The sequence below is a fragment of the Dyella sp. 01L423 genome (genome assembly GCF_056399945.1).
The window spans coordinates 145742-168609 of record NZ_JBFTSI010000005.1 but is presented as its reverse complement, the minus strand read 5'-3'; the positions used below and the strand labels follow the sequence as shown (position 1 = coordinate 168609).

Here is a 22868-nt window from a genome sequence, read left to right as displayed (position 1 = left end):
CTACGCAATGAGGCGGTTTCGCGAGCACCCGCCCCTCACCGCAGCCCTCTCCCCGCAGGGGAGAGGGAGCTAAGAGCGCGTCAGAGCAGCAGGCGGCGGATGTCGCCCAGCTGCTGTGCGAGGTAGGTGGCGAAGCGCGCGGCGAGCGCGCCGTCGATCACGCGGTGGTCGTAGCTGAGCGACAGCGGCAGGATCAGGCGCGGCGCGAATTCCTTGCCGTTCCACACCGGCTTCATGGATGCCTTGGACACGCCAAGGATGGCCACTTCCGGTGCGTTGACGATCGGCGTGAACGAGGTGCCGCCGATGCCGCCCAGCGAGGAGATCGAGAAGCAGCCGCCGGACATGTCGTTCGGGCCCAGCTTCTTGTCGCGCGCCTTCTTGGAGATCTCGCCCAGTTCGGTGGCCAGATCCAGCAGGCCCTTCTTGTCGCAGTCGCGGATCACCGGCACCACCAGGCCATCGGGCGTATCCACCGCAATGCCGATGTGGAAGTACTTCTTCAGGGTCAGCTTCTCACCGGACACGTCCAGCGAGGAGTTGAACTGCGGGAATTTCTTCAGCGCGGCGACCACGGCCTTGATCTGGAACACCAGCGGGGTGATCTTCAGATCCTTGTTCTCTTCGCCGAGCTTCTTGCGGAAGGCTTCCAGCTCGGTGATGTCGGCGTCTTCGTGCTGGGTGACGTGCGGAATCATCGCCCAGTTGCGCGCTAGGTTGGCGCCGGAGATCTTCTGGATGCGCGACAGCGGCTTCTCTTCGATCTCGCCGAACTTGCTGAAGTCGACCTTCGGCCACGGCAACAGGTTGAGACCGCCGCCTGCGGCCACCGGTGCGCCGCTGGGACGCGCTCCTGAGGCCAGTGCGTGCTTCACGTAACCCGTGACGTCCTCGCGCTGGATGCGGCCGCTGCGACCGGTGCCCTTCACCTGGCGCACGTCGACGCCGAGCTCGCGCGCGAAGGCACGGATGGCGGGGCTGGCGTACGGGGCGTCACCCGGCATCACGATGCCGGCATCGAACGGCGGACGCGCGGTGGGGGCCACGTCGCCTTCGGGCGCATTGCCCGGCAGCACACTGCGGCCACCGACGGGCTCAGGCTTTTCTTCGACGGTCGGCGCGGCGACCTTGGCCGCAGCCGGTGCGGGAGCCGGCGCCGGTGCAGCAGCACCACCAGCGGCTTCCACCAGGGCAATCACGCTGCCTTCGGACAGCTCGTCGCCGATCTTTACCTTGATCTCTTTCACGACACCCGCGAACGGGGCCGGCACTTCCATGGTGGCCTTGTCCGATTCGAGCGTGATCAGGCTCTGGTCCTTGGTGATGGTGTCGCCCACCTTCACCAGGATCTCGATCACCGGGACGTCTTCGCTGCCGATATCGGGCACCTTCACTTCCTGCACGCCACCGCCGCCTGCGGGAGCGGCGGCAGGGGCCGGAGCGGCAGCCGCCGGTGCGGGGGCCGGCGCAGCAGCGGCCTTGGCGGGCGCTTCGGCCTTGGCCGGCGCGGCAGCCTGCTGGGGAGCAGGCGCGGCAGCCTCGCCGTCGGCTTCGATGATGGCGATCAGGGCGCCCTCGGACACCTCGTCGCCCACCTTCAGCTTGATTTCCTTCACCGTGCCCGCGAACGGGGCCGGCACTTCCATGGTCGCCTTGTCCGATTCCAGCGTGACCAGGCCCTGTTCCTTGGCGACCTTGTCACCGGGTTTCACCAGCACTTCGATCACCGGCACGTTCTCGCTGCCGATATCGGGAACGCGTGCTTCTTTAAGGTCGGCCATGGTTGCTCCTACGGATGGCGATGGCGAGCCGGCGGGGATGACGGCCGCATAAGGTATTCAATGATAGCGAACGAGACCCCGTTCTGGACGCTTTTGGATCGTTTGAAGGCACCATTCGCATACGTATGCAAGACTTTGGTCTAGCTATTTCCGGGCCTGCCGCAACGACGATGCCGGACGCAGCATTCCACTTGGTCAGGTGGTCTGCTCCGAAGGCCTTCCCTGCAGCAGCAGCATCGACTGTGGGGGCGCCCCGAGGCTGATGCCCTCGGCCTCGAAGCGCTCCTTGAGCGTGCGCAGCAGGTCGGTCTGGGCGCCCCAGCCATCGGCGCTCTTGGTATAGGCACGCAGCACCAGCATCACGCCGCTGTCGCTGAGGCTCTCGGTCCACACGCCCGGCGCAGGATCTTTCAGGACGCGCGGATCGGCGTCGAACAGGCCGCGGATCAAGTCCATCGCCTTGCCGAGGTCGTCCTTGTAGCCGACGCGCACCTTCAGCTCGAAACGGCGGGTGCCGCGTCGGTTGAAATTGATAATGGCGTCGGAACCGATCTTGGCGTTGGGTACGACCGCCTCGCGGTTGTCAGGCATGGTCAGCAAGGTGTGCATCAGGCTCACGGTTTCCACCGTGCCCTCCACGCCACCGGCCTGGATGTAGTCGCCCACCCGGAACGGGCGGAACACGATCAGCAGCACGCCCCAGGCCAGATTGCTCAGCGATCCTTGCAAGGCAAGGCCAATCGCAAGACCGCCCGCGCCCAGCGCAGCCACCAGCGGCGCCGAGGGCACGCCGGCCTGCTGCAGCGCCATCACGATCAACATCGCAATCAGCACGCCATAGATCAGGTTGCGCAAGAAACCGCTGAGCGTCACGTCCACATTCGCGCGATGCATGGCGCGCTGGGCGATGTTGGCCACGCGCGCGGCAAGCCATACGCCGATCAGCAGCAGCAAAATGGCCAGGCCGATATTGATAAGCACCGAAATGGTGGCTTCGGAAAGGGGCAGACGGGCCAGAAGATCGTGCATGAGTTGCGGCGCTCTCAACGAAAAAACCCCGCGAGACTACCAGCGCAACAATCAAGGTTCTGTTGCGCCCACGAAAAATGACCGCGTCGACAGCACCGACGCGGTCCAGTGTCTGGCAGGGGAGCCCTGACGATGGATCAGTGCGCGGATTCGCCTCCGCCGGCGCGGGCACTGTCCGTGGCTGTCATCAGCTTCTTGTTGTGTTCTTTCTTGTCGTACGCCAGCAGCTGCAAACGCGAGCCATCCTGCAGGCGGAACTGGAACTGGTGTTGCAGGGCGTCGAGCGAACTGAGTTTCGGACACAGTGCATCGGCGTGCTTGTCCAGTTCGTCGGCGCGTTTGTTCACTTCGCGGTCGATGCTCTTGTCCAGCGATTCAGCGCGCGCTTCGAGCGCGGCCACCTTGCTCTGGTCGCCGGAGAGCGCCGCCGACACCGCCTCCCCGGCCACCTTGGAGACCACATCGGCGACGGAATTCTCGACGCTCTTTTCGACGATTTCGTCCATATCGCTGGACTTCCACACGCCCTTGCCCAGCCCTGCGTCGACGCGGGACAGCGCCAGGCTGTGGTTTTCATCCAGGCGCCCAAGCATGCGTCGGCGTTCGTCGTCGTTCTGCGCGAACGTCATCAGCACGGTGCGCATGGCGGCAAAACCGATGTTGACGCCTTCGCGCGCGATGTCGGCCACTTCCGGCAACAGCAGCCGTACCTGCTGCTCGTAGTCGCGCAGGCGTGCGGCGTCTTCATTGCTCACCGCCACGTCGCGGCCATCCACGCGCAGGCGGCCGTCGTGCATGAACACGTCGACGGGCTTGCCGTCGTTGCGGTGGAAACCGATGCCGCTGGGCATCACCTGCACATCGTAGGCGGTCGAATAACCGCAATGGCCGTCATGCACCTCAAGTTCGTGCGCGTGCACCGAGCCGCCCAAAGCCAGTCCCGCCGCCAGCGCGCAAGCCATCATCGTCGTACGCATGCCGTTCCCCTTCCCTGTGCCACGTGCCGTGGACCTCGATGGTCACGATGCAGCACGGCATGACCATGGGGCATGGGCTTGAGGTCATGCCGTGCCACCAGTCACCCGGGACTTCTGGGCTATCGGGATTTCCGGGCTATGACGCAGCGCGCATAGGAATGCGCCGACAGGCACGCTAAGTTCCCAAGACGCAAATCGCCACGGGGAGGCGGGGGATGCGGGAAGGGTGCGATGTGGTCGTGGTGGGAGCCGGCCTCGCCGGGCTGGTGGCCGCCACGGAGCTGGCCGACGCCGGCAAGCGCGTGCTGGTGCTCGAGCAGGAGCCGGAACAAAGTCTGGGGGGACAGGCGTTCTGGTCGTTCGGTGGGCTGTTTTTCGTCGACTCGCCGGAACAGCGGCGCATGGGCGTGCGCGACTCGCATGCGCTGGCGCTGGCCGACTGGATGGGCACGGCGGCGTTCGATCGCCCCGAGGACCACTGGCCGCGCCGCTGGGCCGAGGCGTACGTGGACTTTGCCGCCGGCGAAAAGCGCGCCTGGCTGCACGCCATGGGCATGCGCTGGTTTCCGGTGGTGGGCTGGGCCGAGCGCGGTGGACACGGTTCCATCGGCCACGGCAATTCGGTGCCCCGCTTCCATGTCACCTGGGGCACCGGGCCCGGGGTGATCGAACCCTTCGTGCGGCGTGCCCGCGAAGTCCAGGCGAAAGGCCTGCTGCAATTCGGCTTCCGCCATCGCGTGGATGAGTTGATCGTGGAAGGCGGCGCCGTGGTGGGCGTGCGCGGCAAGGTGCTGGCGGCCGACGGCATGGCGCGTGGCAAGCCCAGTTCGCGCGACGTGCTGCATGATTTCGAACAGCGCGCGCAGGCAGTGATCGTGGCCTCCGGCGGCATCGGCGGCAATCACGCCCTGGTGCGGCGCAACTGGCCGGAGCGTCTCGGCCCGCCGCCCGCGCACATGCTATGCGGCGTGCCGGCCCACGTGGACGGCCGCATGCTCGGCATCAGCGAAAGCGCCGGTGCGCGCCTGATCAATCGCGATCGCATGTGGCACTACGTGGAGGGCATCGAAAACTGGAATCCGATCTGGCCCAAGCACGCCATCCGCATCCTGCCGGGTCCTTCGTCGTTCTGGTTCGACGCCGCCGGCAACCGCCTGCCCGGGCCGCTGTGGCCAGGCTTCGACACGCTGGGCACGCTGGAACATCTGCGTCGCACCGGACACGACTACAGCTGGTTCATCCTCGACCAGCAGATCATCCGTCGCGAGTTCGCCTTGTCGGGCTCGGAGCAGAATCCCGATCTCACCGGCAAGAGCTGGCGACAGGTCGCCAAGCGCGCCGTCGGCAAGGGCGCGCCCGCGCCGGTGGAAGCGTTCAAGCAACATGGCCGCGACTTCATCGTGCGCGACACGCTGGAAGAACTGGTCGCCGGCATGAATGCCCTCGCCGGCAACACGCTGCTCGACCTCGCGCATATTCGACAGGAGATCGAGGCGCGCGATCGTCAGTTCGACAATCCATACACCAAGGACGGCCAGGTGATGGCCATCCACAACGCGCGTCGCTATCGCGGCGACAAGCTGGTGCGCGTGGCCAAGCCGCATCGCCTGCTGGATCCGGCGAACGGTCCGCTGATCGCTGTGCGCCTGAACATCCTTACGCGCAAGACGCTGGGCGGCTTGGAAACCGATCTGGATGCACGTGTGCTCGGCCACGATGGCCAGCCCATGCCAGGTCTTTACGCCGTAGGTGAAGCGGCAGGCTTTGGTGGCGGCGGCCTGCACGGCTATCGCGCGCTGGAAGGCAGCTTTCTCGGCGGCTGCCTGTTTTCCGGACGCATCGCCGGTCGCGCCGCGGCCAAGGCCGTCGCATGAGCGTGCATGCCCTGCCCCGCATCGCCATCTACGGCGCGGGCAGCGTGGGCGGCTACCTCGGCGCCCGGTTGCACGACAACGCACGCATCACCTGCATAGGCCGCCGCCGCGTCATCGACGCGTGGCGCATCCACGGCCTGGACTGGAGCGACCTGCTGGGCGGCCATGAACACGTCGCCGCACGCGACGTGGAATTGCAGGTCAATCCCTTCGCGGCGGCAAAGGCGCACCTGGTGCTGGTGACCGTGAAGTCGTCGGCCACTGAAACGGTGGCGCGTGAGCTGGCTGGCGTGATCGCTCCCGGCGTACCCGTGGTGAGTTTCCAGAATGGCCTGCACAATGCGGCCATCCTGCGCGAGGCCTTGCCCGGTCATCCGGTGTTGGCCGGGATGGTGCCGTTCAACGTGCTGCAACGCATCCCTGGCGATTTCCATCAAGGTTCGGGTGGCGAGCTGATGGTCGAGGCGCACGAATCGCTGGCGGCGTTTCTGCCTGTGTTCGAAGCATCGGGCCTGCCGCTGATGGCTCGCAGCGATATGCCTGCGGTGTTGTCCGCCAAGCTGCTGCTCAACCTCAACAACGCACTGAACGCGTTGTCCAACCTGCCCTTGAAGGAACAACTCTCGCAACGCGATTGGCGCCGTTGCCTGGCGCTGGCCCAACGCGAAGCGCTGGCAGTGTTCGATGCCGCGGGCATGCATCCGGCCAAGCTCACGCCGCTGCCGCCCGCCTGGTTGCCGCGCGTGCTGGAGATGCCGGACAGCTGGTTCCGCCGGCTCGCCTCGCGCCTCCTGGCGATCGATCCGGTGGCGCGCTCGTCGATGTGGGAGGACCTGGAACGTGGCCGCTCCACCGAGGTCGACGCCATCAACGGCGAAGTGGTGCGCCTGGCCGCGGCGCATGGTGTCGCCGCACCGGTGAATGCGCGACTGGTCGAACTGGTGCATCAGGTCGAGCACGCGAGGCGTGCATGGACGGCGCAGGAATTGCTGGACGATTTGCGCAGCCACGCTGCGGCGTAAGGCCGTTACTCCTGCGCTTCAGCGGCGTAAAGCTCCCGCCGTAGATTGCGCAGCGAGATGGTCTCCCACAGCGCGACACCGACCAACAGCAACGTCGTCGCCGTTGCCAGCGCCACGACCGGCAGTAGGTGCGCAGGCCACGCCAAGGCCGCCAGCAATCCCAATCCCACCAGATGGGACAGTGGAAAATTGGTGTTGTTGACGGTTTTCTTGAACAGCGCATTGCCCAGCAGATAAAGCGCCGGACCGCCAAGCAACACGGCGGTCTGTGCCGTTTGCGCCGTAGCGAGCGGATGCGCCAGGCTCAGCTCGTCGCCGACCGCGCAAGCCACGATACCGGCCACGATCAGCAGGTGCAGGTACGTATAGCCCAGCCGCGCCGTGCGACCCGGATCGGTCGATTGGATGATCGAGCGACTGCCGCGCTCCACGCCGAGGTCGAAGTAAATCCACCACATCGCCACACAGCCGACGAAGGCCATGATGAAGGCAAACCACAGATCGGCCGTGCGCGTACCTTCCGCGAACGTGCTGCCCATCACCACGACCGATTCGCCCAGCGCGATCATCACGAACAGACTGCACCGCTCGGCGATATGGCCGCCCTCCACGTCCCACTCGCGCGTATTGGATCGCCCCAGGCCCGGCACGTAGAAGTACGCCGCCGGCCCCACGTATTCGATGCCCAGGGCGATGGTCCAGTACACCAGGCGCGTCTGCTCCGTCGCCAGTCCGCCCATCACCCACAGCACGCCCGCCACCGCGAACCATAGTGTGATTCGATAAAAATTCAGACGTGCCACCGGGGTCGACAGCCGCAACGCCCAGACCATGAACAGCGAGCGCCCCACCTGCATCGAGGCGTAGGCACTGGCGAACATCAGGCCGTGGCCGTCGAACGCTTCAGGCAGCGCTACCGACAACAACAGGCCCGCAAACATCAGCGCCAGCACCAGCAAGCGCACGGCGAAGCGATCGGGGTCGAGCCAGTTGGTGATCCAGCCGGTGAAGATCCACACCCACCAGACCGACAGGAACAGCAGCAAGACATGCACGGCGCCCAGCACGCTCAAGTCGCCCAACAGCGTGTGGGACAGCTGCGTGACGGCATAGACAAACACCAGATCGAAGAACAGCTCGATATTGGTGACCTTGCCGTGCATGCCCGGCTGGCGCGGGCGCAGCAGGCTTGGCGAACGGTGCTCCGCCGATTCAGTCGTTTCGGACATGACGCGATCTCCCTTCCCTCGCGCCAGTTATCGCATGAGCGGCGTCCACGCCGCCATCTTGCTCAGTGACCGTCGTCGCGGATGGCGCTGATCTTGCCGTCGACCATCACGATGGTCACGACTCGACTGCCCTGACGGTACTGCCATTGCTCGCCGCCCGACGATGCCGATCGACCGCGGTTCCCGCGGCTCCTTCGGCTACTGCGGTGGCTGTTCGAAGAAGTGGCGGCACGCGAGCGGTACGACGGCTTGCCCAGCAGCTCGAGGACCCGCGTGGCGCTGTCGCCCACCACCAACACCTGGCTGCCGACACGCAAGGTTCCGCTGCCGGCGTAAGCCGCGCAGGCGAACAAGAGGACGCTCAGGCACATGGTTCGACGCATCGCTCGGCCCTCTCCCTTTGCGCCCGGCGCGGAGAGTCACCTTAGCGATGCGATACCCGGCCACGGCATGCGTTCGCGGCCGCGACCTGCTGTCGGCAAGCGTCGCCCGCTGCCGTCGTTCGGGTGGATGGCAAAACGCTCAGCGCGATCGGTCGGCGATGTCCGACACCTTGCCATTGAGGATGGTGATGATGACGACGCGTCCGTCATCGCGCATGTACTGCCAGCGCTCGCCCTGGTAGCCGCCAAAGTCGCTTTGCACCGGCTCTTTGAAATCCGGCTTGCCCATCAGCTGCATCGCGCGCACGGCGCTGTCGCCGACCGTCAGCACCTCGCTGCCCACGCGATAAGTATTGGCTGCCGTGGCGGTGGCGCTCAGCAGCAACAGAGCAATGAACAGATAGCGGCGCATGATGAACTCCGTGTCGTCGGTGACGCTCAGAAACCCGATCCCGGTGTCCCAAGATACGCCTGTTCCGCCAGCGTATCGACACGACCGAGGACGGCGTTGCGGTGGGGAAACCGGCCGAACCGCGCGATCACATCGTGATGGCGCCGGGCGTAATCAAGGAAGTTCTGGAAACGCGGGCGCTCGGACGCTGGTTGACCGGCCACCAGCCGTTCGAACAGGTGCACGCAGTGCTTCTGCAATTTTGGGCTCTCGGCATGTTCGAGCGGCATATAGGCAAAAACACGCTGCATCGGCGTCAGACGCTGGTCGTCGCCGCGGGCGATCCCATCGAGCGCAAGCATTTGCGTCATGGGATCGGCCGACCACGCGCGGGCATCGTCGCGATACAGATTGCGGCTGAACTGATCGCGCACGATCAGCAGGGCCAGCCAGCCCTCGGGCGTTTGCGCCCAGTGATCGAGATCACCACGCCGGGCGGCGTCCAGCGTGTCTCCAAAGCGCTCACGAATGGCCGCGTCGAAGGCGTCGTCGCGCTCATACCAGTGCGCTTGGGAACCGCCTGCGAACCAGAAATCCAGCACGTCCGTGGGGGTCGGCACGCGCACTCCTTACGATAGGCGACCGGTCAACCGTGGGTGGTACCGGCCAGGCAGTGCATATCCTTATGGATGCCGTGCAGGCGCGACAACTGGACCCTCAGCACACGTGCCGATTCGTCCGAGGCCAGCGCCATCTGCTGCTCGAAACTGTTCAGCAGCGCGCACTCGTGGCGGGCCAGATAGTGGACCCAGGCCGAATCGCGGTTGGACGCCATGCCGGTGACCATATCGGCCAGCGCCCCACGCACCGCGCCGGCCAGCGTGCCGTGCCGGGCGGGAGTGCGGCCGGAGGCATGCATCTGCGCCTGCAGGTCGCCGATCAGCGCATCGAGGGTGTGCAGGTTCTCGGCCAGCAAGGCCTGCAGTCCAGGTTCCCGGACGTGGACCAGCGCCCTGCGATACAGGTCCCGGTCATCGATGCCACGCCGGATAAGGGCGTTGTAATGCGGTGCACGCGACACGAAGTCGCCTCCTGCTGAGCTAAAAACGAATGCAGGCGCCATCCTCGTCCCTCGCCACTTAGCGTAGGGTTAATCTCCGATCTAAAAGAAACCCTCGCTCAGCGGGGGTTTTACTGGCTTACGTCCAATAGGTTCAGGGGTTGGCCGCCCGCGCCGCGGATGCCCTGCTGCAACTCGGCGAGCCGCTGGACCGCCGGGCACAAGGCCTGGACCTGCGGTCCCAGGGCCTGCATCCGCTGTTCCAGCCGAGGCCGCAGCTGGGTGGTGAGGTCGCCGGCGGTATCGCGCAGATTGGCTGCCGCCTGCAAGTCGCCGGTCATGGCGGCATTCATGGCCTGCTGGCCCAGATCATTGGCCAGCAAGGGCATCAGGTCGGAGGCCAGCTGGTTGGCGTATTGATCGGCCAGATTGCCCTGCCAGTCGTGGGTACTGTTGCTGGCCGCCAGGCGTTGCTTGAGTTCCGCTGCCCGGGATGCCACGCGGCGGTCCAGTTCCGTCCGCGTCGCAGGGTCCAGCGAGAGCCGCGCGCCTTCGTCGTGCATCGCGGCAGCCAGCATGTCCACGCCGTTGGCTGCCACCGTCTTCGCGCGGGGCGCCAGGGCCCGCAATTCACGCTCGAACAAGGCCAGGCGGTCCTGCTCGTCCGGGCGTAGGGTGACCTTGCTGCCATCGGTACGCAGGCTGCCGTCGCGCAACTCCACCTGGCGTGGCGACGGCTGCGGGCGATCGAATAGCAGGCGATCGGGCGCAATCGTCAGGTCATAGCTGCTGGTGGCGTGGCAAGTGGTCGCCAGATCCTGCGCGTGCAAGGCCACGCTGCCCAGCGAGAGAGTGGCGAGAAGAGACAGGCGGCGCAGGACCATGGGAACACCCGGAGCAATCGGTGCCGCAGCGATAACCCGCGCCGCGGCAACCGGGCCTGAACCGAAGGTGCTCAGCGCCGCGAGCGGAACTGGGCGCGCACCGGCGGGCGCCCCAGCCACCAGGCCAGCCACAGCAATACCGGCACCCCGACGAACTTGATCCCCACGGCCATCAGGAACGACCGGCGCATATGCGCCATCGCCATTTGCGAGGCGGTATCGAGCGTGTCCTGGGCGTTGGTCAGAGCCACCGCCTGGCTGAATTCGCGCCACTGCATAAACAGCATCAAGCCGCCCACCAGCCCCCAGCCCACCGCCAGCAGCACACAGGCCAGCTGCAGCGATGGCCGCGCCCAACCCTGGCGAAGAATGGCGCCCGCGCAGATCACCACCAGCGCCAGCGCTGCGACGAAATACAAAACATCCCAGGCCAGCATCTTGTGCAGCTGAAGAATGTCGCCCGTATTTGATGCGGGCAACGGCTGCAGCACACGCCACAACTGGGTGGCATGCAGCGCGTATTGCAGGCAACCGTAGGCCGCCAGCAACAGGATCAGCCAGGCCACGATGCGCCACAAGGCGAAGCCGTCGCGGCGGCGAGACTCACTGCGCAGCATCAGCGGCATCAGGACGACGCCTTCAGCGAGGCGAGATCGGCCAGCACCTGGGCCGAATTCTTCTCCGGATCCACGTCCTCGTAAACCTTGGCAACCCTGCCCTGCGGATCGATCAGGAAGGTGGTGCGCCGCGCGTATTTGAAGCCCATTTTGGAGGCGAGCACGCCATAGGCCTGCGCGGTCTTGCTGTCGGCATCGGAGAGCAAGGGGAACGGCACGTGGTACTTGGCGGCAAATTCCGCATGCGACTTCACATCGTCCAGGCTCACACCGAGCACGTCGGCACCCTGCTGGCGCAGCTTGGCGACATCGTCGCGGAACGCACAGACCTGGGCAGTGCAACCGGGCGTGAAGTCCTTCGGATAGAAATACAGCACGACCCAACGCCCCTGATGATCGGCCGGCGCATGCCACTTGCCGTTCTGGTCCTGCAGGCGGAAATCGGGCGCTTTCTGGCCGACCCGCGGCAATGTGGCGGCGGGCTCGTCGGCGTAGGCCGGAGCCAGCAGGCCCAGCAGCAGACTCAACATCAACAGGAACGGCAGGCGACGCATCGGGACACTCCAAAAGTTTGGCCAACGCAGTTTACGCGCTGCAAAACAAAGGGCGCCATGCGGCGCCCTCTGGATCATGCGTGCCAGGGCGAGTTATTCGCGGTCGATCTCGAACGCGCCCACCGACACACCGAGGTTCACGCCTTGGCCACTGCCATGCAGCGCCAGCGAGGTGGTGCCCTTGGTCAGTACCTGTGCCTCTCCACTCTTCACCACGCCCGCCTCGGCGCCGGCCTGCGCATAGGTGCCGAACACATCGTCGATGCTGCGGACGTTGGAGATGTCACCCTTGCCGTTGTCGATACGGTACTTGCCGGCGGTGATGCCGCCGCCGTTCACCGAGATCTTTACCTTGGACTTCTGGCCGTTATTGCAAACCACCGTGCCGCTGCCGGAGGCATGCTTGTAGATGAGCGACCATCCGGAAATGCTGAAGGAGAGATCGCACTTCACTTCGGCTTCCGCCGCACGGGCTGCGGTGACAGGTGCCATCGACATGGCGCCGGCGCAGGCCAGTACGAGAGCCGCCATACCCATTGAACGCTTGATCATTTTCATCTCCTTGCAGTGAATGTGGACTTCGGACGAGGTCAGCCACTGTGGTCAGCGCAGTGCTTGCACATGTCCGCCGTAGCGCCTCCATGGTCGGCAGTTCCCGTGAACGCAGTGTGCAAATAGCTGGATGCTTCGTTAACGGCTTGGCGTTGACGCTGTCTTGGAGCTTAAAAAAAGCCTGCCATGCCCGTACGTTGCGCGCGCGGGATGCGGGCATGCATCGGATTGCCCTATAGAGCCCACCACCCGTAGCGCAGGCGCGCGGTGAGGATTACGCTGGCTCCAGACCCAGAAAACCGCAGGTCAATGCGCTTGGGGCCAGCAAGACCTGGGCTCGACGCGGCAAGCCTGCCCGCAGCAGAGGTGGCGCATGCTCAAGTACTCGCTGGTCGGCTATGACGGCTCCGCCACGTCGCAGCGCGCGCTGCGTTTTGCCGTGCAACTGGCGCAGGCATCGGGTGGCCGCGTCCGCGTGGTGTCGGTGTTGCAGGTGACCGAAGGCAGCGCCGACACCTGCTCGCTGATGATCGCCGACCAGGGCGGCAAGCGATGCTCCCAGCTGCTCGACGAAGTGAAGGATCTGGTGCCGGGCACGGCGTCCCTGATCGACGCCGAGGTGGTGCGCGGCAGCCCCGGCGATGTCCTGCTTGAGCAGGTGCGCAACCACGCCATCGATCACATCGTGATCGGCCATACCGAGCGCGGCGCGCTCGCGCGCTGGCTGCTCGGCTCCGTCTCCAGCGACGTGCTGGAACGCGCCCACGTGCCAGTGACCGTGGTGCGCTGAGCCGGCCGACAGCCCCGCGGGTCGGCGCTCGTTAATCCCGCGTCGTCGTCTCGTCGTATGCTGTCACACGATCGTCATGCCAGGCTGGCGCCGTGCCCCGCGTCAAACCAGCCCTTCGGCCCCGCACAGGAAAGCCCGCGTGAGCTATGCCCAATCGTTGCCCTGGACCCTCGAAAACCTGGACTTCAGCCGGATCGACATCCAACGTGTACGCCAGAACGAAGACCTGTTCTTCCTGCTGTGCAGCGCCTCCTTCGTCGAGAGCGGTTCGGACTTGTATACGCACAATCTGGTCGACCACTTCGCCGGCGACGAGACCCTGCAGACCTGGCTCAGCCAGCATTGGGAACACGAGGAACTGCAACACGGCCGCGCCCTCGCCGCCTATGTAAAAGCGGTGTGGCCGGAATTCGACTGGGACAAGGGCTTCGCCGCGTTCTGGGCCGAGTACGGCGCGGTGTGCACCGCCGAACAACTGGAACCGGTCCGCGGCCTTGAACTGGCCGCGCGCTGCGTGGTGGAAACCGGCACCGCCAGCCTCTACCGCGCGCTCAACGACATCACCGATGAGCCCGTGCTCAAGCAGCTCACCGGTCACATCAAGAGCGACGAAGTCCGCCACTACAAGAATTTCTACCAGCACTACCGCCTGTATCGCGAACGCGAAGGCTTCGGTCGCTACAAGATATTTCGGGTCATCCTGCGCCGCCTCAACGAAATCCGCGGCGAAGACAGCGACATCGCGCTGCGCCACGTGTTCGACCAGTGCTATCCGCAGCACAAGGACAACCACGCCGAGTTCAAGCGCGTCACGGGACGCGCGCAGGATCTGCTGCGTCGGAATATTCCCGCGGAGATGACGGTGAAGATGTTGCTCAAGCCGCTGGAATTGCCGCCGCGATTGCAGAACGCGATGGAGAAACCGCTGGCGAAGTTGGCGGAGAGGTTGTTTCTTAGTTGATGCGTGGCTGGGTGGCGCTCGCATCGATCGATGGCGATGACCAAGGCCGAGTATTCCGCTCCGTAGGTTTGTCGCGCACAGGGTGCGCTCCCACAAAGAGCCGACCGGCAAGATTGATCCGCCGTCCCCATACCTGCGTCACCCCTTCTAGGAGCGCACCCTGTGCGCGACCGCGGCCCAACAGGCCGCCCTGCGGTCGGCGTTCGCGCACAGGGTGCGCTCCCACAAATAGCGGCGCCGCGCGACGGGCTTTGGGCTCTTGATGTGGCTCTAGCCCCTGGGGTCCCCGTATGACGCGGCGGGCGGGTGGAGGAAAGCCCGCAGGGTGGCCGCATGGATGCGGCCAGTTTTTCGACAGGACAAGGATGTCCTGTCGAAAAACCCCGTAACCCGACCGCGCACCTGGAGGGCCGTAGGCCCGCAAGGCGCGTCATCCGGGGGGCCCTTCTCCGTTGGTTACTTTCTCTTGGGCAAGCAAGAGAAAGTGACCCGGCCTCCGGCAGGAGGACGGAAGCCCGCGGCAGGGGGGCCAGAGTGCGGTATGGCGACAACCAAGCGCACAGTCACTGGATCCCTGCCTGCGCAGGGATGACGAGTAAGCGAAGACTGCGGCTTAAACCCTGCCGCAGAGCGAAATGCTAGACAGCCTCGAAATCATGCTGCGAAGCAACACAAGAACTGGCTACCCGCGCCACCATCCCCCGCCATCCCGCAAACCACCCCACTCCCCTCCCTACGCACCCGCAACATCCCTATCCCCCACCCCGAAAGCTCGACATCCCGCCCACTCTGATGCATACGTATTCACTTCAATAAACCGGCACTGCCAGCGCAGAATCGCCGGACTCTGGATTGGGGAGAGGCAATGAATCTGAATTCCACACCGACGTCGACGAACTCCGTCGGTGACCTGGGACAACACGCTACCGCGCGCGTCGTCTTGATCGCTGCAGCCGCCGCACTCGGCGGCTTCCTGTTCGGCTTCGATACCGCCGTGATCAACGGCGCCGTCGATGCCGTGCGCGGGAATTTCGGGCTCGATGCAGCCCACATCGGTTTTGCTGTGTCGTGCGCGCTGCTCGGCTCCGCCGCCGGTGCGTGGTACGCCGGTCCGTTGGCCGATCGCGTCGGCCGAGTGCGCGCGATGCAGGTCGCTGCCGTATTGCTGGCCTTGAGCGCCTTGGGCGCGGGTCTGGTCAATGGCGTGGGCTTGCTGGTGTTCTGGCGCCTGGTGGGCGGCATCGGCGTGGGTGTGGCTTCGGTGATCGCGCCGACCTATATCGCGGAAATCTCGCCTGCCGCCGTGCGCGGCCGACTCGGTTCGCTGCAGCAGCTGGCCATCGTGCTCGGCATCTTTGCCGCACTGCTCAGCGATGCGTGGCTGGCCGGTACGGCTGGCGGCGCCTCGCACAAGCTGTGGTTCAACCTGGACGCATGGCGCTGGATGTTCCTGGTTGCCGTGGTACCTGCGTTGATCTACGGCTCGCTGGTGCTCGGCGTGCCCGAATCGCCGCGCCACCTGGTGGCCAAGGGTCGCCTGGCGGAAGCCAAGGACGTGTTGCGCCAGGTGCTGGGGATGCACAACGAGGCTGCGCTCGATGCCAAGGTGAAGGACATCCAGCAGAGCCTGCACTCGGAATATCGTCCCACCCTGAAGGATTTGCGCGGCCCGCGTTTTGGCCTGCTGCCGGTGGTGTGGATCGGCATCCTGCTGTCGGTGTTCCAGCAGTTCGTGGGCATCAACGTCATCTTCTATTACTCGTCCACGCTATGGCATTCGGTGGGCTTCAGCGAAGCCGACTCGTTCTCCATCACGGTGGCCACCTCGGTGGTGAATGTGCTGGTGACCCTGGTGGCCATCGCGCTGGTGGATCGCATTGGCCGCAAGCCCTTGCTGGTGATCGGCTCGGCCGGCATGGCCGTCACGCTCGGCGCGATGGCCTGGTGCTTCTCGCAGGCCACCGGCAGCGGCGCCACGCTGAGTTTGCCGGCGCCGTGGAACATGGTGGCCCTGGTCGCCGCCAACGCTTACGTGGTGTTCTTCGGCCTCAGCTGGGGCCCGATGGTGTGGGTGCTGCTGGGCGAAATGTTCCCCAACCGTATCCGCGCCATCGCACTGGCCGTGGCCGCCGCCGCCCAGTGGCTGGCCAACTTCGCCATCACCAGCACCTTCCCGGCGCTGGCTGAGGCAGGCCTCGCCTTTGCCTACGGCTTGTATGCCGCGTTTGCCCTGATTTCGCTGGTCTTCGTGCTGAAGGCCGTGCGCGAGACCAAGGGGATCGAGCTGGAAGATATGCAGAGCTGAGTTTTTCAGGACTAGGGGCGAGAGTGGATGGGCGGGTCTTGGCGCCCTCACTACTCGCCCCAACCCCTTTTAAGGCCCAGCCAACCGGCATGCGACAATAGCCGCATGACCGACTTCCGCACACTCCCCTTAAAGCCCGCGCTGCTCGCCAGCGTGGAAACCCTCGGCTTTACCGAGATGACGCCGGTGCAGACGCAGAGCCTGCCGCCGATCCTGGAAGGACGCGATGTGATCGCGCAGGCCCGGACCGGTAGCGGCAAGACCGCTGCATTCGGGCTGGGACTGCTGCAGCAGATCGACGTGGAGACGATCCGGCTGCAGGCGCTGGTGCTGTGCCCCACGCGCGAGCTGGCTGACCAGGTGAGCAAGGCCATCCGCAAGCTGGCGGCCAATATTCCCAACGTGAAGCTGCTGACGCTATGCGGCGGCATGCCGCTCGGACCGCAGCTCGCCTCGCTCACGCATGACCCGCATATCGTGGTCGGCACGCCGGGGCGCATCCAGGAGCATCTCAAGCGCGCCAGCCTGCACGGCGGCGGCATCAAGGTGCTGGTGCTGGACGAGGCCGATCGCATGCTCGACATGGGCTTTTCCGAAGCCATCGACGACATCGTGGGGCGCATCTCCAAGCATCACCAGACACTGCTGTTCTCGGCCACCTACGCCGAGGAAATCCGCCAGGTGAGCAAGCGCCTGCAGCGCGACCCGGTGGAAGTGACGGTGGAAACGCCGCACGAGGAAACCACCATCGAGCAGCGCTTCCACGAAGTGGAGCCGGCGCAGAAACTCGATGCGCTCGCGCAACTGCTGGCCAAGGGCACGCTGCGGGACGAACAGGCGCAGCACGCGCTGGTGTTCTGCAATATGCGCAAGGACGTGGACGCGGTCGCCGAGGAACTGGACAAGCGCGGCTTCTCGGCGCTCGCACTGCACGGCGACATGGAGCAGCGCGATCGTGACGAAGTGCTGGTGCAGTTCGCTAACCGCAGCTGCGCCGTGCTGGTGGCCACCGATGTGGCCGCGCGTGGCCTCGACATCGTGGCGCTGCCCCTGGTGGTGAGCTTCGATATTGCGCACGATCCGGACACGCATACGCATCGCGTGGGCCGCACCGGTCGTGCCGGCGAAAACGGTCTCGCCATCACGCTGGTGACGCCGCGCGAACGCCCCAAGGCGATCAACATCGAACAACAGCTGGGCCAGCCGCTGCCGTGGCATCCGCTGCGGGTGGCGCCCTCGCGCGGCAAGCAGCTCAATCTTGCGCCGATGAAAACGGTGGTGATCGATGCCGGCCGCCAGGACAAACTGCGACCCGGCGATATCCTCGGCGCACTGACGGGCGATGCCGGGCTCGACGCCAAGGACATCGGCAAGATCGATGTGTTTGCCACGCGCGCCTATGTGGCGATCCGTCGCGATCTTGCGAACAAGGCGCTGGAGCGGCTGCGCGCGGGCAAGATCAAGGGGCGGAACTTCCGGGTACGCTCGCTGCACTGAGGTTACCCGCTGCCCGACTTCGCGCGAGGCTGCCCTTCGCAAAGGATTTCGTTTTCATGATACGCCGGCTCAGCTACGCGCTCGCCCTGATCGCCCTCATCGGCTCTGCTTCCACCCACGCCGCCACGCCGGTGTATGGCTATCGCGTGGTGCACGTCTATCCGCACGACACCTCGGCGTATACGGAAGGCTTGTTCTACAAGGACGGCTATCTGTACGAGAGCACCGGCGAAGCGGGCGAATCGACGGTACGGAAAGTGGAGCTCGAAACCGGCAAGGTGCTGCAGCGCCATGACGTGCCGGATGCGTATTTCGGCGAAGGCATCGTCGACTGGAACCATGAGCTGATCCAGCTCACGTGGAAGAGCGAGCTGGGTTTTGTCTACGACCTGGCCAGCTTCAAGCAGCAGCGCACCTTCCGCTATCCCGGCGAGGGCTGGGCGCTCACCCGCGACAGCAAGCATCTGTACATGAGCGATGGCTCGCCGGTGCTGCGCGTGCTCGATCCGAACACGCTCACCGCCACCGGCAGCATCATGGTCACCGACAATGGTGAGCCGGTGAGCAATCTCAACGAGCTGGAATGGGTGAAGGGCGAGATCTACGCCAATGTGTGGATGACCAATCGCATCGCACGCATCGACCCGGCCACCGGCCATGTCACCGGCTGGATCGACCTCAGCGGATTGCTCGATGTGAGCCGCCTGCCTGATCCGGGCAACGACGTGCTCAATGGCATCGCGTACGACGAACAGCACGATCGGCTGTACGTCACCGGCAAGCGCTGGCCCAAGCTGTTCGAGATCAGCCTGGTCAAGCCGTAAGACCCTGCGCTGCCTCGGCAACACGAGTGCGGCGCGCTCCGGGGAGGGCCAAATGGCATGGTTCTGCGCGGCCATGTCAGCGATGTAAAGTCGGGGGCTGATCACCGGGAGACCCTGATGCGCCTTGCCCCGTCCCTACTGCCCTTCGCGCTGTGCCTTGCCATCTCTACCGCCTATGCCGACGACGCGCCTGCACAGCCGCGCCAGCATGCATCGCTGCAGGCTTTGTCCACCGCGCCGAGCGAAGCGGAATTGCATGCCACCATCGCCAAGCTGGTGAGTTTCGGCACGCGTCATACGCTGTCGGATACCAAATCCGACAAGCGCGGCATCGGCGCCGCGCGGCGCTGGGTGAAGTCGCAGTTCGAGGAGATCTCCAAGGCCTGCGGCGGCTGCATCGAGGTGGTGACGCCGTCGCAGATGTTCACCGGCAAGCGCATTCCGCAGTCCACCGAAGTGATGGACGTGGTTGCGATCAAGCGCGGCAAGACCGATCCCAAGCGCGTGATCGTGATGACGGGTCACCTCGATTCGCGCGTCACCGACGTGATGAATGCCAAGTCCGATGCTCCCGGCGCCAACGACGATGCCTCCGGCGTGGCCGCCTTGATGGAAGCGGCGCGACTGCTGTCCAAGGAAGACAACGACGCCACCCTGGTGTTCGCCGCGCTGTCCGGCGAGGAGCAGGGTCTGTACGGCGGCAAGGTGCTGGCCGACTACGCCGTCGCGCAGGGCTGGAACGTGCAGGCCGATCTCAACAACGACATCGTCGGCAACAGCCACGGCCTGAACGGCGTGCTGGACAACACCACGGTGCGCATCTTCTCCGAAGGCACCAAGACCAACGAAACGCCGGAACAGGCGAAGTACCGCGCCTATCACGGCGGCGAAGTGGATTCGCCCTCGCGCAATGTGGCGCGCTACATGGAGCAGATGGCGACCACGTATCTGCCGGACCTGCGCGTGCACATGGTGTATCGCACCGACCGCTATAGCCGCGGCGGCGACCAGGTGCCGTTCCTGGAAGCGGGCTATCCCGGCGTGCGCGTGACCGAAGGCCATGAGGATTACACCCGCCAGCATCAGGACCTGCGCACGGAGAAGGGCATCAAATACGGCGACACCATCGACGGCGTCGACTTCCGCTACCTCGCCCGCGTCACCGCACTCAACACGGTGACCATGGCGGCGCTGAGCCGTGCCCCGGCACCGCCGTCCGGCGTGAGCATCGAAGGCGCACTGGCCAGCGACACGACCGTGCACTGGAAGAAGGTGCCGGGCGCTGCGGGTTACATCGTGCATTGGCGCGACACGACCGCGCCGCAGTGGCAGTACAGCCGCGTGGTGGGCGACAGCGACCAGGCGGTGATCAAGGATGTGGTGATCGACGACTGGTTCTTCGGCGTCTCGGCGGTGTCGGCCGACGGCTATGAAAGCCCGGTGGTGTTCCCTGGCGATGCCGGCAGCTTCGAGCGCTCGGCGGCTCCAAAGTCGCCCTGAGCAATCGGCGTCAAACCGCAAGGCCTTGCGAAACGATAAGATGGCCGGGTTGCCGCTCCGGGGGGAGCGGCAACCGCATCTCAGGGATGCGTATCAACGGACGATACCAGGGGAAAATCCATGCTTCGCAAGACGCTACTGCCGGCCATGGCATTGCTGGCCGCTTTTGTTATCGCCGCACCGGTCGCGGCCATGCCCGAGGACGGCGAGCACCACACGTCCGCCGAGGCGTTTGTCAGCTCGCTGCACCCGACCACGGGCGACGTTTCCATTCCGGGCGCGCAGGCCACGCTGAAGCTGGCCAATGGCTACAGTTTTCTTTCCGCCGCCGATGCACAGCGCGTCTTGACGCAGGCCTGGGGCAACCCGCCGGACAACAGCGTGCTGGGCATGATCATCCCCAGCACCGACGCGCATGCCGTGCTCGACGAGAAAACCTGGGCCGTGGTGGTCACCTTTGTCGACGAGGGCTATGTGTCCGACAAGGACGCCGAGAAGATCGACTATGACGACATGCTCAAGGACCTGAAGAAGGCCGCCCAGGACAGCAACCCTGAGCGACTCAAGGAAGGCTATCCGGCCGTGGAACTGGTCGGCTGGGCCGAGCCGCCGCATTACGACGAGGCCAGCCACAAGTTGTACTGGGCGCGCGACCTGAAGTTCAAGAAGGCCGACGGCAGCGCCGACGGGCAATCGCTGAACTATGCGATCCGCGTGCTCGGCCGCAAGGGCTATCTCTCGCTCAACGCCATCGCGCCGATCGACCAGCTCGCCCAGGTACGTGCCGACATGCCCGACGTAGTGGCGATGGCCGAGTTCAATGCCGGCGAGCGTTATGCCGATTACAACTCGAGCACGGACAAGGCTGCGGCCTACGGCATCGCAGCGCTGGTGGCGGGCGGCATAGCCGCCAAGGCCGGCTTGTTCGCGAAGCTGGGCATCATGTTGCTGGCGCTCAAGAAGTTCGTGGTGATCGGGATCGCGGCGATCGGCGGGCTGTTCGCGAAGATCTTCAAGAAGAAGCAGGCTTGATGCGGGTGTGGCGCTGCGCTGCTTGAGGCGGCGCAGCGCCTAGAGCCCTTGTAGGAGCGCACTTGTGCGCGACCAGCCAACAGAGCGGTGCACCCCAGCGCTGCGGTCGCGCACAAGTGCGCTCCTACAGGGAAGTGGAAACACGTCAGCGACTGTTCTCCCACGGCACGCCAAGCGCGATCATTCGACGCAATCCATCATCGCTGGGCTGCAGCGCGCGACTGCCGGCACGGCGGCGCAACCAGCCGGCCTCCAGTAACGCGTCTGTCAACGCGACCCCGAGCGGGCCGCCCAGATGCAGGCGACGTTCCGTCCAATCCAGACAGCTGCGTCCGGCCAGCGGCAACAAGGCCTGCACACGCGCGGCGTCGAGACCGGCCTGCACCAGCGCGTGCGCGCCGTCATCCTGCAGACGCATGCCCTCGCTCGCGGCCAGCAGGTAACCCTGCTGCAACAACGCATCGCACAAGCCCACGCCCAATCGCCCCGCGAGATGCCGATAACAGGTTCGGGCCAGGCGCAACGGTCGATCGCCGCCGGTCGGATCAGGCAATACCGGTCGTGCGCGTGGCGCGGCCAGCGTTTCGATCATCGCAGCCACGTCGTCATCCGCGAGGCGGTAGTAACGATGGCGACCTTGTTCCTGCACGGCAAGCAGGCCGCCTTCGAGCAGACGCTTGAGGTGCGCGCTTCCGGTCGCGGCCCCGACACCGGCCGCGCGCGCCAGCTCGCCTGCTGGACGCGCCGTGCCGTCGATCAAGGCCAGCAGCATGGCGGCGCGTGCCGGCTCGGCGAGCAGCGCGCCAATCTCGGCCAGCTGGTAGCGGCTTGGAGCGATCGCATCGTTCATGCGCGCAGTCTAGCGCGGTCGTTTTGCTAAACACTTTGATGCGTGGCGAAACGTTCAGCGGCATGGGCAGCGACACTGAACTCATGGACATGCATCGCTACCCCGACACCCGCGTCATTCACCCTTCCATCCTCTACTTAGGCACGCCGGTGCTGCTGATCACCACCTGCAACGAGGATGGCTCGACCAATATCACGCCGATGTCTTCCGCCTGGGCACTGGCCGACCGCATCGTGATCGGTCTCGCCGGCGGCGGACAGGGTTTGGCAAACCTGCGCCGCGAACGCGAATGCGTGCTGAACTTTGCCAGTGAAGCCATGCATCGCGGCGTGGAGCGCATCGCCCCCACCACCGGCCGCGATCCCGTACCTGCCTGGAAGCTGGCCAACGGCTATCGCCACGAGGCGGACAAGTTCGCGCTGGGCGGCTGGCATGCCGAAGCATCGCTCTCGGTGAAGCCGCCACGCATCATGGAATGCCCGCTGCAAATGGAAGCGCGCGTAATGCTGGAGCTCGATCGCCCTCTGGATGCGTGGCGTGATGGCGCTGGCGGCTACGCCATCATCGAACTGGCCACGCTGCACGTGCACGCGCACGAGGACGTGACGGTGGCCGGCACCCAGCACGTGGATCCGCAACGCTACCGCCCGCTGTTCTATCTGTTCCGCCATTACGTGGGGCCGGGCAAGCCCCTTGGCCGTACGTTTAAAGCGGAAGTTTGAGCACGGGGCGCGATGTCCATGCCCTGAATACGGA

At 65.3% G+C, this 22868-nt stretch carries 23 protein-coding genes; 10 read left to right on the top strand and 13 right to left on the bottom strand.

The window, feature by feature from the left end; genetic code table 11:
• Positions 1-80: 80 nt before the first annotated feature.
• The 3 genes from aceF to AC1DMY_RS14925 form a co-directional block, all read right to left on the bottom strand.
• Positions 81-1781, bottom strand: coding sequence for a dihydrolipoyllysine-residue acetyltransferase (gene aceF / locus AC1DMY_RS14935; RefSeq protein ID WP_477165726.1), 1701 nt, complete (start codon positions 1779-1781; stop codon positions 81-83).
• Positions 1782-1976: 195 nt separating this feature from the next.
• Positions 1977-2810, bottom strand: a complete 834-nt coding sequence (locus AC1DMY_RS14930; protein ID WP_477165725.1) for a mechanosensitive ion channel family protein — start codon at positions 2808-2810, stop codon at positions 1977-1979.
• Between the two features lie 137 nt (positions 2811-2947).
• Positions 2948-3787 (bottom strand): DUF2884 family protein, encoded by an 840-nt coding sequence (locus tag AC1DMY_RS14925; RefSeq protein ID WP_477165724.1) that lies wholly within the window; start codon positions 3785-3787, stop codon positions 2948-2950.
• Between the two features lie 215 nt (positions 3788-4002).
• Here AC1DMY_RS14925 and AC1DMY_RS14920 point away from each other — a divergent pair, with 215 nt between their 5' ends.
• Together AC1DMY_RS14920 and AC1DMY_RS14915 are read left to right on the top strand one after the other, a co-directional pair.
• Entirely contained in the window at positions 4003-5661 is a 1659-nt protein-coding gene (locus AC1DMY_RS14920) for an FAD-binding dehydrogenase (RefSeq protein ID WP_477165723.1), read from the top strand.
• A complete protein-coding gene (locus tag AC1DMY_RS14915) occupies positions 5658-6683 on the top strand; it encodes a 2-dehydropantoate 2-reductase (protein WP_477165722.1) in 1026 nt (341 codons plus the stop codon). The genes AC1DMY_RS14920 and AC1DMY_RS14915 overlap by 4 nt, the downstream gene beginning before the upstream one ends.
• 5 nt (positions 6684-6688) lie before the next feature.
• Here AC1DMY_RS14915 and AC1DMY_RS14910 read toward each other — a convergent pair whose 3' ends face one another.
• The 9 genes from AC1DMY_RS14910 to AC1DMY_RS14870 all read right to left on the bottom strand — a co-directional run bounded on the left by AC1DMY_RS14910 (position 6689) and on the right by AC1DMY_RS14870 (position 12353).
• On the bottom strand, positions 6689-7912 hold the full coding sequence (locus tag AC1DMY_RS14910; RefSeq protein WP_477165721.1) for a low temperature requirement protein A: 1224 nt from the start codon (positions 7910-7912) through the stop codon (positions 6689-6691).
• Positions 7913-7974: 62 nt separating this feature from the next.
• Positions 7975-8295: a DUF2845 domain-containing protein gene (locus tag AC1DMY_RS14905; protein ID WP_477165720.1), complete on the bottom strand. Its 321-nt coding sequence runs from the start codon at positions 8293-8295 to the stop codon at positions 7975-7977.
• A 139-nt stretch (positions 8296-8434) separates the two neighbouring features.
• On the bottom strand, positions 8435-8707 hold the full coding sequence (locus AC1DMY_RS14900) for a DUF2845 domain-containing protein (RefSeq protein WP_477165719.1): 273 nt from the start codon (positions 8705-8707) through the stop codon (positions 8435-8437).
• A gap of 26 nt (positions 8708-8733) precedes the next feature.
• Positions 8734-9288 carry a DUF924 family protein gene (locus AC1DMY_RS14895; protein ID WP_477165718.1) on the bottom strand — a complete coding sequence of 185 codons (555 nt, stop codon included), beginning with the start codon at positions 9286-9288 and terminating at the stop codon, positions 8734-8736.
• Between the two features lie 44 nt (positions 9289-9332).
• Positions 9333-9767 (bottom strand): DUF2383 domain-containing protein, encoded by a 435-nt coding sequence (locus AC1DMY_RS14890; protein ID WP_477165717.1) that lies wholly within the window; start codon positions 9765-9767, stop codon positions 9333-9335.
• 110 nt (positions 9768-9877) lie between these two features.
• The gene (locus AC1DMY_RS14885; protein ID WP_477165716.1) at positions 9878-10630 is read right to left on the bottom strand and encodes a DUF2884 family protein; all 753 of its coding nucleotides are present in this window, start codon (positions 10628-10630) and stop codon (positions 9878-9880) included.
• Positions 10631-10701: 71 nt separating this feature from the next.
• A complete protein-coding gene (locus tag AC1DMY_RS14880; RefSeq protein WP_477165715.1) occupies positions 10702-11256 on the bottom strand; it encodes a hypothetical protein in 555 nt (184 codons plus the stop codon).
• On the bottom strand, positions 11256-11801 hold the full coding sequence (locus AC1DMY_RS14875; protein WP_477165714.1) for a peroxiredoxin: 546 nt from the start codon (positions 11799-11801) through the stop codon (positions 11256-11258). Before AC1DMY_RS14875 ends, AC1DMY_RS14880 begins: the two co-directional genes overlap by 1 nt.
• Positions 11802-11894: 93 nt before the next feature.
• The gene (locus AC1DMY_RS14870; RefSeq protein WP_477165713.1) at positions 11895-12353 is read right to left on the bottom strand and encodes a hypothetical protein; all 459 of its coding nucleotides are present in this window, start codon (positions 12351-12353) and stop codon (positions 11895-11897) included.
• A 373-nt stretch (positions 12354-12726) separates the two neighbouring features.
• Between AC1DMY_RS14870 and AC1DMY_RS14865 the strand changes: the two genes are divergently transcribed.
• The 7 genes from AC1DMY_RS14865 (at position 12727) to AC1DMY_RS14835 (ending at position 21262) form a co-directional block, all read left to right on the top strand.
• A complete protein-coding gene (locus AC1DMY_RS14865) occupies positions 12727-13143 on the top strand; it encodes a universal stress protein (protein ID WP_477165712.1) in 417 nt (138 codons plus the stop codon).
• Positions 13144-13282: 139 nt separating this feature from the next.
• Entirely contained in the window at positions 13283-14104 is an 822-nt protein-coding gene (locus AC1DMY_RS14860) for a ferritin-like domain-containing protein (RefSeq protein WP_477165711.1), read from the top strand.
• Positions 14105-14969: 865 nt separating this feature from the next.
• Positions 14970-16409 carry a sugar porter family MFS transporter gene (locus tag AC1DMY_RS14855; RefSeq protein WP_477165710.1) on the top strand — a complete coding sequence of 480 codons (1440 nt, stop codon included), beginning with the start codon at positions 14970-14972 and terminating at the stop codon, positions 16407-16409.
• Positions 16410-16514: 105 nt separating this feature from the next.
• Complete coding sequence (dbpA, locus tag AC1DMY_RS14850) at positions 16515-17906, top strand: ATP-dependent RNA helicase DbpA (RefSeq protein WP_477165709.1); 1392 nt, start codon at positions 16515-16517, stop codon at positions 17904-17906.
• 56 nt (positions 17907-17962) lie between these two features.
• Entirely contained in the window at positions 17963-18730 is a 768-nt protein-coding gene (locus AC1DMY_RS14845; protein ID WP_477165708.1) for a glutaminyl-peptide cyclotransferase, read from the top strand.
• 117 nt (positions 18731-18847) lie between these two features.
• Complete coding sequence (locus AC1DMY_RS14840; RefSeq protein ID WP_477165707.1) at positions 18848-20230, top strand: M28 family metallopeptidase; 1383 nt, start codon at positions 18848-18850, stop codon at positions 20228-20230.
• A gap of 120 nt (positions 20231-20350) precedes the next feature.
• Positions 20351-21262 (top strand): DUF2167 domain-containing protein, encoded by a 912-nt coding sequence (locus AC1DMY_RS14835; protein WP_477165706.1) that lies wholly within the window; start codon positions 20351-20353, stop codon positions 21260-21262.
• Positions 21263-21407: 145 nt separating this feature from the next.
• Here the strand turns inward: AC1DMY_RS14835 and AC1DMY_RS14830 are convergent, their stop codons facing one another.
• On the bottom strand, positions 21408-22112 hold the full coding sequence (locus tag AC1DMY_RS14830; protein ID WP_477165705.1) for an ArsR/SmtB family transcription factor: 705 nt from the start codon (positions 22110-22112) through the stop codon (positions 21408-21410).
• A gap of 38 nt (positions 22113-22150) precedes the next feature.
• Between AC1DMY_RS14830 and AC1DMY_RS14825 the strand changes: the two genes are divergently transcribed.
• The gene (locus AC1DMY_RS14825; RefSeq protein ID WP_477165704.1) at positions 22151-22834 is read left to right on the top strand and encodes a flavin reductase family protein; all 684 of its coding nucleotides are present in this window, start codon (positions 22151-22153) and stop codon (positions 22832-22834) included.
• The last annotated feature ends 34 nt before the right edge of the window (positions 22835-22868 follow it).

Bases quoted from the DNA above. Each gene is read 5' to 3' on its own strand.
- AC1DMY_RS14875 (WP_477165714.1), bottom strand. From the start codon at position 11,801: ATGCGTCGCCTGCCGTTCCTGTTGATGTTGAGTCTGCTGCTGGGCCTG.
- AC1DMY_RS14870 (WP_477165713.1), bottom strand. From the start codon at position 12,353: ATGATCAAGCGTTCAATGGGTATGGCGGCTCTCGTACTGGCCTGCGCC.
- AC1DMY_RS14855 (WP_477165710.1), top strand. From the start codon at position 14,970: ATGAATCTGAATTCCACACCGACGTCGACGAACTCCGTCGGTGACCTG.
- AC1DMY_RS14845 (WP_477165708.1), top strand. From the start codon at position 17,963: ATGATACGCCGGCTCAGCTACGCGCTCGCCCTGATCGCCCTCATCGGC.
- AC1DMY_RS14885 (WP_477165716.1), bottom strand. From the start codon at position 10,630: ATGGTCCTGCGCCGCCTGTCTCTTCTCGCCACTCTCTCGCTGGGCAGC.
- AC1DMY_RS14830 (WP_477165705.1), bottom strand. From the start codon at position 22,112: ATGAACGATGCGATCGCTCCAAGCCGCTACCAGCTGGCCGAGATTGGC.
- AC1DMY_RS14925 (WP_477165724.1), bottom strand. From the start codon at position 3,787: ATGCGTACGACGATGATGGCTTGCGCGCTGGCGGCGGGACTGGCTTTG.
- AC1DMY_RS14905 (WP_477165720.1), bottom strand. From the start codon at position 8,295: ATGCGTCGAACCATGTGCCTGAGCGTCCTCTTGTTCGCCTGCGCGGCT.
- dbpA (WP_477165709.1), top strand. From the start codon at position 16,515: ATGACCGACTTCCGCACACTCCCCTTAAAGCCCGCGCTGCTCGCCAGC.
- AC1DMY_RS14910 (WP_477165721.1), bottom strand. From the start codon at position 7,912: ATGTCCGAAACGACTGAATCGGCGGAGCACCGTTCGCCAAGCCTGCTG.
- AC1DMY_RS14920 (WP_477165723.1), top strand. From the start codon at position 4,003: ATGCGGGAAGGGTGCGATGTGGTCGTGGTGGGAGCCGGCCTCGCCGGG.
- AC1DMY_RS14930 (WP_477165725.1), bottom strand. From the start codon at position 2,810: ATGCACGATCTTCTGGCCCGTCTGCCCCTTTCCGAAGCCACCATTTCG.
- AC1DMY_RS14825 (WP_477165704.1), top strand. From the start codon at position 22,151: ATGCGTGGCGAAACGTTCAGCGGCATGGGCAGCGACACTGAACTCATG.
- aceF (WP_477165726.1), bottom strand. From the start codon at position 1,781: ATGGCCGACCTTAAAGAAGCACGCGTTCCCGATATCGGCAGCGAGAAC.
- AC1DMY_RS14835 (WP_477165706.1), top strand. From the start codon at position 20,351: ATGCTTCGCAAGACGCTACTGCCGGCCATGGCATTGCTGGCCGCTTTT.
- AC1DMY_RS14900 (WP_477165719.1), bottom strand. From the start codon at position 8,707: ATGCGCCGCTATCTGTTCATTGCTCTGTTGCTGCTGAGCGCCACCGCC.
- AC1DMY_RS14840 (WP_477165707.1), top strand. From the start codon at position 18,848: ATGCGCCTTGCCCCGTCCCTACTGCCCTTCGCGCTGTGCCTTGCCATC.
- AC1DMY_RS14915 (WP_477165722.1), top strand. From the start codon at position 5,658: ATGAGCGTGCATGCCCTGCCCCGCATCGCCATCTACGGCGCGGGCAGC.
- AC1DMY_RS14865 (WP_477165712.1), top strand. From the start codon at position 12,727: ATGCTCAAGTACTCGCTGGTCGGCTATGACGGCTCCGCCACGTCGCAG.
- AC1DMY_RS14880 (WP_477165715.1), bottom strand. From the start codon at position 11,256: ATGCCGCTGATGCTGCGCAGTGAGTCTCGCCGCCGCGACGGCTTCGCC.